Source organism: Streptomyces sp. HUAS MG56 (assembly GCF_058673395.1).
In genome coordinates this window covers 2,334,652-2,347,819 of record NZ_CM178722.1, presented here as the reverse complement: position 1 = coordinate 2,347,819, position 13,168 = coordinate 2,334,652, and the positions used below count along the sequence as shown (strand labels likewise).

General features: G+C 67.9%; 11 protein-coding genes. 9 read left to right on the top strand and 2 right to left on the bottom strand.

The window, feature by feature from the left end:
- The first annotated feature begins 212 nt into the window (after positions 1 to 212).
- From AC4OXY_RS11270 to AC4OXY_RS11260, 3 genes are all read left to right on the top strand, one after another.
- On the top strand, positions 213 to 1,163 hold the full coding sequence (locus AC4OXY_RS11270) for a cupin-like domain-containing protein (protein ID WP_491993831.1): 951 nt from the start codon (positions 213 to 215) through the stop codon (positions 1,161 to 1,163).
- A 71-nt stretch (positions 1,164 to 1,234) separates the two neighbouring features.
- Positions 1,235 to 2,065 (top strand): SDR family NAD(P)-dependent oxidoreductase, encoded by an 831-nt coding sequence (locus tag AC4OXY_RS11265; RefSeq protein WP_491993830.1) that lies wholly within the window; start codon positions 1,235 to 1,237, stop codon positions 2,063 to 2,065.
- Entirely contained in the window at positions 2,062 to 3,159 is a 1,098-nt protein-coding gene (locus AC4OXY_RS11260) for an amidinotransferase (RefSeq protein WP_491993829.1), read from the top strand. The genes AC4OXY_RS11265 and AC4OXY_RS11260 overlap by 4 nt, the downstream gene beginning before the upstream one ends.
- Before the next feature lie 51 nt (positions 3,160 to 3,210).
- On the opposite strand, the gene AC4OXY_RS11255 is transcribed toward AC4OXY_RS11260, so the two are convergent.
- Complete coding sequence (locus AC4OXY_RS11255; protein WP_491993828.1) at positions 3,211 to 5,130, bottom strand: B12-binding domain-containing radical SAM protein; 1,920 nt, start codon at positions 5,128 to 5,130, stop codon at positions 3,211 to 3,213.
- Positions 5,131 to 5,345: 215 nt separating this feature from the next.
- Between AC4OXY_RS11255 and AC4OXY_RS11250 the strand changes: the two genes are divergently transcribed.
- The 5 genes from AC4OXY_RS11250 (at position 5,346) to AC4OXY_RS11230 (ending at position 10,331) form a co-directional block, all read left to right on the top strand.
- Positions 5,346 to 6,473 (top strand): amidohydrolase family protein, encoded by a 1,128-nt coding sequence (locus AC4OXY_RS11250; protein ID WP_491993827.1) that lies wholly within the window; start codon positions 5,346 to 5,348, stop codon positions 6,471 to 6,473.
- A gap of 15 nt (positions 6,474 to 6,488) precedes the next feature.
- Entirely contained in the window at positions 6,489 to 7,751 is a 1,263-nt protein-coding gene (locus tag AC4OXY_RS11245) for a hypothetical protein (RefSeq protein WP_491993826.1), read from the top strand.
- A 78-nt stretch (positions 7,752 to 7,829) separates the two neighbouring features.
- Complete coding sequence (locus AC4OXY_RS11240) at positions 7,830 to 8,804, top strand: TauD/TfdA dioxygenase family protein (protein ID WP_491993825.1); 975 nt, start codon at positions 7,830 to 7,832, stop codon at positions 8,802 to 8,804.
- Positions 8,805 to 9,309: 505 nt separating this feature from the next.
- On the top strand, positions 9,310 to 9,456 hold the full coding sequence (locus AC4OXY_RS11235; RefSeq protein WP_491993824.1) for a hypothetical protein: 147 nt from the start codon (positions 9,310 to 9,312) through the stop codon (positions 9,454 to 9,456).
- A gap of 35 nt (positions 9,457 to 9,491) precedes the next feature.
- Positions 9,492 to 10,331, top strand: a complete 840-nt coding sequence (locus AC4OXY_RS11230) for a glycosyltransferase family protein (RefSeq protein ID WP_491993823.1) — start codon at positions 9,492 to 9,494, stop codon at positions 10,329 to 10,331.
- Here AC4OXY_RS11230 and AC4OXY_RS11225 read toward each other — a convergent pair.
- Positions 10,304 to 10,801, bottom strand: a complete 498-nt coding sequence (locus AC4OXY_RS11225; protein WP_491993822.1) for a methyltransferase domain-containing protein — start codon at positions 10,799 to 10,801, stop codon at positions 10,304 to 10,306. The genes AC4OXY_RS11230 and AC4OXY_RS11225 overlap by 28 nt on opposite strands.
- A 364-nt stretch (positions 10,802 to 11,165) precedes the next feature.
- On the opposite strand from AC4OXY_RS11225, the gene AC4OXY_RS11220 reads away from it, so the two are divergent.
- Positions 11,166 to 13,160, top strand: a complete 1,995-nt coding sequence (locus tag AC4OXY_RS11220; protein WP_491993821.1) for a Gfo/Idh/MocA family protein — start codon at positions 11,166 to 11,168, stop codon at positions 13,158 to 13,160.
- The last annotated feature ends 8 nt before the right edge of the window (positions 13,161 to 13,168 follow it).

Genomic DNA, 13,168 nt, shown 5'->3' with positions numbered 1-13,168 from the left:
AGTGTAAGGACATCTGACGGTCTCTCAAGAGGGCCGGTCAGAGGCCACTGGCCGGAAGTGAATGCTCAGGCGGTTGTGGAGCAACGCGCCCTGTACAGAAAGGAGTTGAGGCCGGACAGTGAGCTGTCATGAGCATCGTTCGACGATCACGGGCGGGCCGGTTGGGGGAGGATCTGGGGTTGCCGGAGGCGTTGTCGGAAGAAGCATCCGGAGTGGCATCGGCGTTGCTCGATGCGGGGTTGGCGGTGCGCCGGGTACCGCGGGTGTCCGGGACCGGGACCGGGGCGTTGCGTCGCGCCGTCGCACGACGCTCCGGGCCGCTGCTGTGTTCCGGTCTCCTCGATTCCTGGCCAGCCCGGACGGACTGGAATCCGGCCGCCTTGGTGGAACGGCACGGCGAGCGGCGGGTCACCGCCCTGTTGGATCTGCCGGGCACCGGTGTCCTCTTCCCGCACGATCAGCGAAATTACGAGAAGGAGCTGAGCTTCGGGGAGTTCGTCGAGCGGATGGAATCCACCGGGCCCTCCGCGCCCTGTTACCTCGCGTATCAGCGGGCTCACGAGATTTTCGACCCGGCCGATTGCGACTTCGCCTCCCTGCTGCCGCCCGACGGACACCCCACCGACACCAGGGTGTGGATCGGCTCCGCCGGAACGCGCTCGATGCTGCACTCGGACCTCAAGGACAACTTCTTCTGCCAGCTCTGGGGAGAGAAAAGTGTGACGCTGCTGGCCTGGCGGGACAGCAGGGCCGCGTACCCGTTTCCGGGCAACCTGGTGAACAGCCAGGTGGACCTGGCCGCTCCGGACCTGCGCCGCTTTCCCAGGCTGCGGCACGCGGTGCTGTACTCGGTACGGATGCGCCCCGGCGAGCTGCTCTACATCCCGCGCGGCTGGTGGCACGACATCCGGGCGCACTCCCCGTCCGTCTCGGTCAACCACTGGTTCGGCCGGCCGCTGGGTGCCGCCCAGTACCTGACCCTGCTCGGCCTTCTCGGGCCTCGGTACTGGATGGCCACCGTCCGGGACTTCGTCGGGCACGGTGTGCTGCGCCGGGCGGAGTCAACGCGTTTCTTCTTCAGTCCCCCGTCGACCGGGAAGCGGTTGTACGACGCGCTGCGGTTCGGCAATTTCTCCCGGGAGAACGATCCAAGCGCGTCCTAGGCGAATTAGACCGCAGTCCGGTTCGGCAATCCCCCTCGACGGGACGACTTCACCGACACAGGAGACCAGGCTTGTCAGAACAGGCTGGGCAGCGATCGCAGCGTGTGCTGATCACCGGCGGGGCCTCGGGCATCGGCGCGGCCATCGCGCGGCGGTTCGCACGGGACGGGGCCCGGGTGGCCGTTGTCGACCGTGACCGGGACTCCCTCGGGCGCTTCGCGCGCGACACCCCCGCAGGTATCCTGCCGCTGCACGCGGACGTCGCGGACGAGGACGCGCTGCGGGCGGCGTTCACCGAGGTGGACGCGGCCTGGGGCGGGCTGGACGTGGTGTGCAACAACGCCGGGATCAGCATCCGCCGGCCGTTTCTTGAGACCTCGCTCGCGGAGTGGGAACAGACGCTCCGCGTCAACCTCACCGGCGCCTTCCTCGTGGCCCGCGAGGCGGGGCGCCGGATGACCGCGGCCGGCGGGGTCATCGTCAACACCGCGTCGGTCAGCGGCATGGTGGGCATGCCCGACTATGCGGCGTACAACGTGAGCAAGGCCGGGCTGATCGAACTCACCCGGACCCTGGCCCTGGAACTGGCGCCGGAGATCCGGGTCAACGCCGTCTGCCCGGGCTATGTGCTCACGCCCATGCAGCGGGCCGAGTACACCGATGAGCAGCTCACCGAGCAGGCCGGGACGCTGCCGCTGCGGCGGCTCGGCTCGCCGGAGGAGATCGCCGGCCTGGTGGCCTACCTGGCATCCGCGGACGCCATGTTCGTCACCGGCCAGGCATTCGTGATCGACGGGGGCGAGACGGCCGGTGGACTGGCCAGTGCTCCCCGTCGCCATGCCAGACCTGATGCACACATGGAATCGACAGCAGCAGAACCGCGCCGAAGTGGGGGAGCATGACGAACGACACGCGGCCGGAGGAGTCCGGGCAGGCACGGACGCCGGCGGTCAACTCGTACACCGAATGGGATCCGCTGCGGGAGGTGGTGGTGGGGAACCTGCTGGGCGGGGTCTTCCCCGACTGGCAGGAGTCCATGGCCGACGTCGTACCGGACGCGGCCCGGCCGGTGTTCCAGGAACTGGGCGGCACCCCGCTGCCGGCCGGCCTGGTCAAGGCCGCCCAGGAGGAGTTGGAGGGACTGGCCGAGGTACTGGAGGCGCACGGGGTCGCGGTGGTCCGACCGGACGCCGTCGAGCACCAGGTGCCGTTCCGCACGCCGCACTGGAGCTCCGCGGGCGGGCTCTACGCGGGGATGCCCAGGGACCTGCTGATGGTCGTCGGCGACGCCATCATCGAAGCCCCGATGTCCTGGCGCTGCCGCTACCACGAGGTGGACGCCTTCCGGTCACTGATCAAGTCGTACTTCCGGCGCGGCGCCCGCTGGTTACCGGCTCCGCGCCCGCAGCTGACCGATGCGCTGTACCGCGCGGACGGCGAAGCCGGTGACTGGGCGGTGACCGAGTTCGAACCGGTCTTCGACGCCGCCGACTTCCTTCGCTTCGGCCGCCATCTCATCGTCCAGCGCAGTCACGTCACCAACGAGTTCGGCATCGAGTGGGTGCGGCGCGCGCTCGGCCCGGAATTCGGCGTGACGGTCATCGACACCGACGACCCGCACGCCATGCACATCGACGCCACCATCGCGCCGCTGGCGCCGGGCAAGCTCCTCGTCCACCCGGAGCGCTACGTCCACCACGAGATCTTCGACGGCTGGGACATCCTGCCCGCCCCGGCGCCGACGCTGCCGGACGACTGGCCGATGTACTTCTGCAGCCCGTGGGTGAGCATGAACGTGCTGTCCCTGGACCCGGAGACGGTGGTGGTCGAGCGTCAGGAGCAGCCACTCATCGACGCGTTGACCGACTGGGGGTTCCGCTGTGTGCCGGTGGACTTCCGGCACGTCTACATCTTCGGCGGGTCCTTCCACTGCGTCACGCTGGACACCGTGCGAGAAGGCGGCCCCGGCGAGTACCTCGGCCTGCCGAGCACATGAAACCGGGGATCCTCCAGAGGGTGCTGAACCACCCACGCCCGCATCAGAGCATCAGAACAGCAGTCGTGTGTAATCGGGGCGCAGGACCACGTTGTTGGCGTAGAGGCAGTACTGCACCGCCAGTCGCGGTATCGCGTCACCAGAGTCTTCCATGGCCGCGTCGACGGCGTTCAGCACCTGTTCGGTCGACGCATAACGCTGGGCGAGTCGGCCGGTCACCTTGTAGGCAGTCCACCTCGACCGGTCCTCCCAGTAGCCGGTCAGACCGATCGCGTCGAAAGCGGCGGCGACTTGCGGACCGCGCAGACCCACGATCGCCTCTACGAGTTGTCGGGGCGGCAGGCGACGGGGGTCCTCGGCACGGTCACCCGGGCCGAGGGCCGTTCCAACGCCGGGGCCACCAGCGGTGCCACGCAGCTCGTCGCACCAGGCGTCCAGTGCCTCCGCGTCGGCGGCCCCGGCCAGAAAACCGGCCCAGTCCTGGCGGGAGCGATGAGCGTGGGAAAGGAAGGTGTCTTCGACATGGGCGAAGAACACATCCACCGCCTCGGCGCTGCCGAGCTCCTTGACCAGTTCCTGTGGATAGCTGAACGTCGGGTAGAGCAGGTCGATTTCGTCGAGACGGCCACGCGGGCTGAAGGTGTACGCGGTGTCGGCGGACTCGCCCATCAGCCCGTCGCCGAGATCGAACACCCGGGTGGCCCGGGTGATCAGCGCATCGTCGAAGCGGTCCGCGAAACGCAGCTCGTCGGCGGTGCGCAGCGTGGTCGACACGGTCTCTGCCGTGGCGTAGGAGTTCCCCAGGAACATGTCCAGCCGGAGCGGCTCGGCAGGCAGGCCCCTCTTCCGGCGGAAGTCCTCTTCCTCCTCCAGCCAGTAGAGCTGGGACTTGACCGCGTGCCTGGCCCGGTAGGGCACCCGGGTGCGCTTCAGGTTCTCGTCGTGGTACGAGGTGAACTGGTTCCAACTGGGTTCGAACGCCGAGTTCAGCAGCATCCGGATCTCGTGCCGCTCCAGTTCGGGATTGGGAAGCACGTAGGAGGACCAGGCCACCTGCTTGGACCGTCCCCGATTCAGCTCACGCATGCGTTCGGCCATCTCGAAGAGCAGCCTGTTGCTGCCGATGTTTATCTCGGAGCAGACCAGCCAGACACGGGAGACGTCGTAGTCCGCCAGAAATCGGATGTCGGCCATCACCACATCGAGATCACGGGTCCGGTGCTTGCGTCCCTTGACCGTCGGTTCTGTGCAAAAGTAGCAGCGACACGGGCAACCGCGCTGGATTTCCACCGGCACGTGGTAGGCGTCAGGACCGGTCAGAGGTTCCGGCCCATAGAAGTCGAAGATGTCCCGGAATATGGCTTCGTTGTACTCGGTGTGGTTCGCCGGCGGAAAGAAGACCCGCGAATTCACGGCGTAGCCATCGCCCGCGGGGTAGCTGAGGTTGGCGATCCGGTCGAGCCGGCGCCCGGCGAGAACGTCCTCGAAATGAGCGAACATGTCGTCCGGTTCGCCGAGCACGCCGAAATCCGGCCGCAGGCGTCGCATCAGTGCCGCACTCTGAGTGGAGAATCCGAAGCCGCCCATCATGATCGGCAGATCGGTCATCGAGCGGAGCAGGGTCAGCAGGTGCTCGGTGTCGTCCACCGGCCAGTACGTGTTGCGGTTGGCCGACGGTGCCCCGGGGAGGTCCGACTCGGCGTAGTTCCAGATGAAGATCGAGTCGACCTGGCGCAGGTGGATGCCGATCAGCCGGGGGGTGGTGCTTAACAATGTTTTCCGGAGGACATCCGGCCATTGGTCCTTGGGAATTTTGAGCAGGTCGAGACGGGCAACGGAGATTCCGTGGCGCTCAGCGATGGCGGAAACCTGCACGAACGCATACGGATAGATCGGGCGGAAGGGGTAATTGGAGGCGCTGAGCATGAGTAGGTCGGCTGTGCCCTTTATTCCTTCGGTCGACACGAGCATCGTCCTTCCGTTCGGTATGCCGAAGTGTATCCCGGAATATCGGCGGCAAAGGTCGGGATGTCAGTGGCTCCGGAAATCAGTCCCAAAATGAACGGGAGGCTGTGAGGGCGCTCTTGACGCGTTGTGCCGCCACTTCTAGCATTGACGCGCACGTGATTCGCATTCTCTGCGGAGATCATTTATGTGCTGGCCAGGAAGAATCGGAGTCATTCTTCGTGAGTGCACCCATCATTTCAGCGGACTCCCATGTGATCGAGCCGGTGCGACTGTGGACCGAGAGACTCGCCGCCGAGTACCGGGACCGGGCACCCCACGTCTTCTGGGACGCCGGCCGTCGGGGCCTGTTCTTCGCCTGTGACGGGCTCAGACCCGCACTGATCAACACGTTCTACGCAACCGACCAGTCTCCGGAGGAGTTCGCCCGGCTGGAGACCGGCCTCGAAGCGGCCCGCCCCGGTGGCAACGATCCGGTCGCCCGGTTGAAGGACATGACACAGGACGGAATCGCTGCCGAGGTGCTGTACCCGAGCCTGGCCATGTCGCTGTACTGGCTGACCGACGCCCGCTTCCAATGTGCCTGTTTCCGGGCGTACAACGACTGGCTCGCGGAGTTCGTCAGCCAGGCACCGGACCGCTTCGCCGGTCTGGCGCTGATCTCCCTGTGGGACGCGGACGAGGCCCGCCGGGAACTGCGCCGCTGCCGGGAGAAGGGGCTGAAAGGGGCGTCCATCTGGGCCTCGCCGGCTCTGGAGCGCGACTTCACCGGCGACACCAACGACCCGTTCTGGCAGGAGGCGCAGGAACTGGACATGCCTGTCTCCATGCACTGCCTGACCGGGTACCGGGACAGCCCGAAGGTATTCGACTACAGCACCCCGCTCGGCCGGGTGCAGCGCAACATGGCGTACCCGGAGGAGATGCAGCACTCTCTCACCGATCTCATCTTCTCCGGAGTGCTGGAGCGCTTCCCCCGGCTGCGCCTCGTGCTGGCCGAGAACGACATCGGATGGATCGGCTACCACCTGCTGCACGCGGACCGGATCCACGAGAATCTTGGGCCGGCCGTCGGCACCTCACTCTCCATGCGCCCGAGCGAGTACTTCGCCCGACAGGTGTACGCCACATTCACTGAAGACCACGTGGGCGTGCTGCTCATGCGCCAGCTCGGCCCGGACAACTTCCTCTGGGGCAGTGACTACCCGCACTACGAGGGGAGTTGGCCCAACTCCCGGGACGTCATCGCCGAAGTGTTCCGCGACACCCCCGAGGAGGACCGGGAGAAGATCGTGTCGCACACCACCGCCCGGCTGTACGGATTCGACCTCGACAATCTGGCCAACTGACCTGCGGGAGCGCCCATGCCCGAGCAGAACACCACGAGCCGCTGGCACCGATTCCTCGATGACGACATCGAACGCCGGACCAGGGCGTCGGTCGGCTTCACCAACCTGATCGGCACTCGCCCCTATCAGATGGACGACGCGGCACTGGCGGGCTTCACCGGCCGGCACAGCCTGATCCGGCGGTTCCACGAGATCACCCGCGACGTGTTCCTGGCGAGCCTGCGTGGCGACGCCGACCCGGCCATCGCCGACACGATCGTGGCTGGACAACCGCCTGAACGCGACGCCCAGTTCCACAGTCGCCTCACTGAGCATCAGTTGGCGCTGCCACTCTTCTTCCGGACCGACGAGGCGGTTCCGGGTGCTATCGCGGAGATCCAGTGCCCAGGTACCCTCTGGGAGGTCGCCGAGCAACTCCACGACCTGTACCAGGAGTTCCCTGACGACTTCGGCAAGCCGGCCCACCCGTTTGGCTCACTCGCCGAGCAGTTGGCCGGATCACTGCGGGCCCACCTCGGCCGTGAGCCCGTCATCCATCACCTGGTCAACAACGCCTCCCGGCCACACGGAGTCGTCTACATCGTCCAGCGGCTGCGCGAACACGGCGTCCGGCACTTCGGCTGGGACCGGGTCCCCTGGAAAGAGTGCAACGTCGTCCGCGGTCACGAGTTCTACGACCTGCGCTACAACGGCTTCTTCGACCAGTGGATGGAGTCCTGCGAGAACGGCGATCTGGTCTTCGACCACCCGCCCACGCCGCTGTACGACGCCAAGGTGATCACGGCGTGGCCGTTCTGGAGCAAGGCGCGTCAGTACTACCCCGACGAGATTCGAGGGCTCTTCCCGCACACGGACCTCATCACCCCGGAAGGCTTCCACCTCGCGGACGGAAACTGGACCAGTCTGGAAGGCTACTGCGAGCTGGGGGCGGCGAAGCGCGCCTACTACCTCAAGTTCGCCGGACACCACCCGACGCTGAACTGGGGAAGCCGCGGTGTGCATTACTCCGGCGGCCTGTCCGGCGCGGCATCCCGCCGGCTGTTCGACCGTATCCTCGACGACCACGCCAAGGGGCACCCCTGGATCATCCAACAGGCGCGGATGCTCCCGGAGCCGGCCACCGGCGTGCGCCGGGCCGGCGACGAGACGACGGTCGACGCCTACACCAAGCTCAGCGGTTTCTACACGCCGGAGGGGCTGGCCGGGATCCTTGCCATGCAGAAGCGGGCCCGTAAGGTCCACGGGTCGGACGAGACCGTGGTGAGCATCGTCCACTGAAGTGTCATCGCACCCACCACAGCGCGGAGCCGGCCCGTGGGATCCGGCCGACACCGACCTCCGGAACGGGAGACGGACATGACGTTGCAGAGTCACAGGTTCACCCGCATCGAGGTGAGGCAGGTCGCGGGGCGCATCGGGGCCGACATAGAGGGGGTGGACCTGTCCAAGCCCCTGGACGAGGAGACGGTCGCCGAGATCCGTGCCGCACTGCTCGCCCACAAAGTGATCTTCTTCCGTGACCAGCACCTGGACCACGCCGAACACATCTCCCTGGGACGGCGGTTCGGCGAACTAACCCGGCGGCCGGGCAGCCGGCACGGCCTGCACCCCGAGGGCTTCCCGGAGATCCTGCTGATCGATCCCGACGTCGAGGACAGCCGGTACGGCCGCGGCTTCGAGGACCGCTTCCGCAGCAAGTGGCAGCGTCACGACTCCGGTTGGCACACCGACCTTGTCCAGGCCGTGAATCCGCCGGCCATCTGCATCCTCCGGGCGGACGTGGCACCGCCGTTCGGCGGCGATACCCAATGGACCAACCTGGTGGCTGCCTATGAGGGCCTGTCCGAGCCGCTGCGGACCCTCGCGGACACGCTCCGCGCCGAGCACGTCTTCTACGCCGGCTGGCAGCTGTTGCGCACGAACCCCGAGGACGCCGAGCTGCTGCGCAGGGACGCCGAGGAAACGCTGATCTCGGTGCACCCGGTCGTACGTGTCCATCCGGAGACCGGCGAGCGGGCGCTGTTCGTGCAACCCGCCTCGGCCCACCGGCTGCTCGGACTGCTGCCGAACGAGAGCCGCCACCTGCTGGAGCTGTTCTTCGAGCAGATCACCCGCCCTGAGTACACCGTGCGGCACCGCTGGGAGCCGGGACACGTCGTCTTCTGGGACAACCGCGCCACCGCCCATCTGCCGGCCTGCGACCTCGGTCACGTCGAATACCAGCGCACCCTGAACCGCGTGACGATCCTTGGCGACCGCCCCGTCGGGCCAGACGGCTTCGTCTCCGAGTCCGTCATCGGCGACGCGTTCGTGCCGTACGCCCGCCCTTGATCGCGCTGTTGTAGTGGCACGGCATGCCCCGTCCCTTCTCGCTCCCGGCCCCACTCGTTCGCCCCCTGAGGCCGCTGATGATTGGAAAACGGGGAATCCGCTCCCCCGGTCCGACACCGGGCCGGCCAGGGGCGGTGCACCCGCACCCGAGCGGCCGGCACACCCCGCCTACCAGCAGATCACGACCATCTTCATCGACTGGGCCAGGCCGGGGCGTGCCCGCGACCTGCCTCAAGACCAACCCAGTAGCGGACATCCAGCCGCATAACGCCCTCGTGCGCATCCAAGGACCTGGTCGGCGTCCTGGCGGTGCAGGAGCACGCCCGCAAAGTGCACGGCTCACCGCAGACCAAGGTGAGCGTCGGCTACTGAACCGTTCCGACGCGAGGAGAACCGCAGCCATGACCGAATCCGGCTCCAACAGCTCGACAGCGGAACGCCGGGGGAAACGGGGCACTTCCGCTTCCTGTAGAGCGACGGCGTCGACTGGGGCGCATGGTGGGATGTGCCGTGCCCGGCCGACCTGGACCAGACCGACTACCGCCGCACCCTGTACCGGGTGACCGTCCTGGGCGGACCTCCCGTCGGCCCGGACGGCTTCACCTCCGAGGCTGTCCGCGGCGAGCCGCTCACCGCACACACCTGCTCCTGACCCAACTCTGCTACCTGTGAAGGAGGCGAGACATCATGCCGGGCACACGTGGCGTGTACTTCGTGGCGAACGACCGTGTGGTGGAACTGGTCACCGCATTCCTCAACAGCTTCCGCCGTACCAATCCCGACATCCCGCTGCGGCTTATCCCCTTCGACGGGGAATACGCGCGGATCGCCGCCCTGGGGGACCGCTACGGATTCACCGTATGGGAGGACGAGGAAGCGCTGGCCCGCTGCGACGAGATCAGCCTCTCGTTCCACGAGCACCCTAAAGGGCACTTCAGGAAACTCGCCGCCTGGGAAGGAGAATTTGACGAGTTCCTCTACATCGACAGCGACACCGCCGTTCTTCGGAACCTCGATTTTGTCTTCGACTACCTCGCGGACTACGATTTCGTGACCGCCACGTCGAACCTGCCGGGACGCGCCTGGAAGGAAACCATCAAGCAGGCCGGAAAATTGTCGCGGGAGCAGTACGAATACGCGGCCAACACCGGTTTTGTGGTCTCACGGAAAGGCGCGCTCACACGGGCCAGAATCATCGCGGCGCTCCCCGGGGCCCGCGAGGTCGCACCCCATATGAAACTCGGGTACGAACAACCCTTCCTGAACTACCTCATGGTGACATCCGGCCTACGCTACACCAGCCTGCACCACCTGCGCACGACGACCGGCGACCAGACCATCCCGGGCGAGGTCTTCGCCTGGACTCCGGGTGTCCAGGCGAAGAACGGCGAGGTCGTGCACCCGGCCTCCCCGCCGCCTCTGATGGTCCACTGGACGGAACCGGTCAAACCAACCCAGACGGATCCGGCAGAGATCCCGCTCTACGATCTCTGGTGCCACTATCGCGACTTGCACACCCGCACGTAAAGCGACTGCTCGTCGTCATGCCGCGGTGGGAACTCGCGGTGCGCGGCGAGCAGGTCGGCTTCCTCGATCCGTTCGACGGAGCGGAAGCCGGCCCGGCCGAGGGCCCAGGTCAGCAGTTCGAGGTCGAAGAGGTTGCGGTGCCGGCCACGGGCCTGGAAGAGGTCGTTGAGGAACTGCTGGACGGGCGCTCCGCCGAGGGAGTACTCCGGCCAGCGGCAGCAGCGGTCCTCCTTCAGCGCCTGCCCGCGGTCGGCGGCGTAGGCGGCGCAGACCTTGGCCAGGTCCGGGCAGGAGAGCCAGAGCACGGCGTCCTCCCCGCAGACCCGGTGCAGTTCCCGGAACAGCGGGATGAGCTGCCCGTGCAGTTCCAGGTGTTCGACGACGTGCTGCATCACCACGGCCGTGACGGACCCGTCCGGGAACGGCAGTCGGCCGGCCGCCAGGTCGATATCCCGCTCCGAGCCGGACACATCGCAGTTGAGCCACCCGGGAACACGCCGGTCCCCGCACCCCAAATGGAGCCTGAAAGGCTTCGGGGCATTGTTGGGAACACGTTTCCCGCGTTGGTTTCTGAGGCGTGCCCGGAGGCGGGCGACATCGTGCTCGATGAAGGCGATGGTGCGGGGATCGAAATCCAGTCGGCGCAGCACCCAAGGAATCATGCGCAGTACCGTGCCCCAAGAATGAGGCGCGGTCAACCAGGCGTAGTGACCGTGCAATCGGGGACCTTTCCGTGCACCCGTTCCGCACTCCGGATACCCCGCCGGAACTCTGAACCGTACCGCGGAACACACCGCACCATGATCGGTGCCATCGCATTCCCAGGAGGCGTGCATGCGACAGGTGGTCCTACCCGGCCCCGGCCGGTGCGAGATCGTCGAGCAGAACGAGCCACCGGGCGACGACGGAGACGTCGTGGTCGATATCAGCCTGAGCGTGCTCTCACCCGGCACCGAGCGGGCGATCCTGCTGGACCGCCCGACCGCCGGTTCCCGCTTCCCCGAACGCCCCGGCTACATGGCCGCCGGTACCGTGCGCAGCGGCCCGGGCCTCCCCGCGGGCACCCGGGTGGCCGTGCGCCGGGCCCGCCACGCCGACGTCGCCGCCGTACCCGCCCGCTGTGTGCGCGCCGTTCACGAAGGCGTGCCGCCGACCGACGCCGCGGTCTGGCAACTGGCGCTCACCGCGCTGCACGGCCTAGAAACCGGAGGCCAGCGCGCGGACGAGCCGGTGACCGTGGTCGGCCAGGGCCTGCTCGGGATCATCGCCCGGCGCCTGGCCGCGGCCCGCGGCGCCTCGCGGGTGCGGGCGGTCGCCGCGTCCACGGCAAAGGCGTGGACCACCCGCACCGAACCCTCCACCATGTTCGAGGAAGCCGGACACCTCGACGGCGGCACCCCACTCGTCATCGACGCCACCGACAGCGGCCCCGGCCTGACCGTCGCCCTCGCCGCCGCCGAGCCCGGCGGGCGGGTGGTCCTGCTCGGCTCGCCGCGCACCGACGAGGCCGACGTCCCCTTGCAGGGGCTGTACGACCACCGGCTCGACCTGCGTGGTGCCCATGTCTCCCAGCTGACCGAGGCAGACGAGGAACGGCTCAGCGACCAGTTCTTCGCCCTGCTGGAGCAGCGCCGCTTCACCATCCGGGACGTGCTGTCCGACTACCCCGCGCACAAGGCCCCGGAGGTCTACCGGCGCCTGGCCGGCGACCGCGCCTTCGTCAGTGCCGCACTGCACTGGACCGCCCCGCGCCCGGCTTCCGGCCGGCCCGCCCGCACCGCACGACCGATGCGCTTCGGCCTGCTCGGTTGCGGCGACATCGGCATCGAGGACGCCCGGGCGCTCGCCGCCGCGGACGAGGCCGAGCTGACCGCTTGCCACGACCCGGTCGCGGAGGTCGCCCAGGAGACCGCCGCCCGGTTCGGCGGCCGCCCGGAACCCTCCACCGCGGCCCTGCTGGCGCGCCCAGACGTCGACGCGGTCATCATCGCCACCCCGCACGACACCCACGAACATCTGCTCACGGAGGCCCTGGCCGCGGGCAAGCACGTACTCCTGGAGAAGCCCGTCGCCCAGGACCTGCCCTCAGCGCTCCGCATGGCCGCACGCGCACAGGACGCCCCGCTGCGCACCGGCATCCTCTTCCCGACCCGCACCGACCCGAGGTTCTGCCGGGCCCGCGAGGCCATCGCGGCCGGTGAGATCGGCGCCCCGCTCGGCGTCTCCACCACCTACTTCACGGACAAGCCCGCCGCCTATTTCCTCGGCGGCCTCAGCGGCCGCGTCCCCACCACTTGGCGCCTGTCGAAGCAACGCGCGGGCGGCGGCTTCCTGATCATGAATCTCATCCACCAGATCGACGCCGTCCGTGCACTCCTCGGCCGGGAACCCGACCGCGTCTACGCGGAGACCGCCCTCTCGGAAACGGCGGCAGCCCCCGACATCGAAGACGTGGTCAGCGTCGTCCTGCGGTTCGGCACCGTCGTCGCCACCCTCATCGGCAGCGCCAGCGTGGCCGGCGGCCTCGGTATGCAAACCCGCATCTGGGGCGAGAAAGGCGAAGTACAGCTCACCCCCGCCTTCTCCCTCATCCGCCGCGCCACCCCCACCCCCCTGGACACCTCAGAAACCGAGACGCCACCCACCGCGATCGACCTGCGCACACGCGCCTTCACCCGCTTCGCGCGAGCCGTCCACAACGGCACACCCGTGGACGTCAGTCTGGCCGATGGTCTCCGCACCCAGGCGGTCGTCGAAGCCGCCTACGCCTCCGCCCGCTTCGGCCGCGTCGTCTCCCCGGCCCACCTCCTCGAAGGCGGCACACCGTGACCGACTGG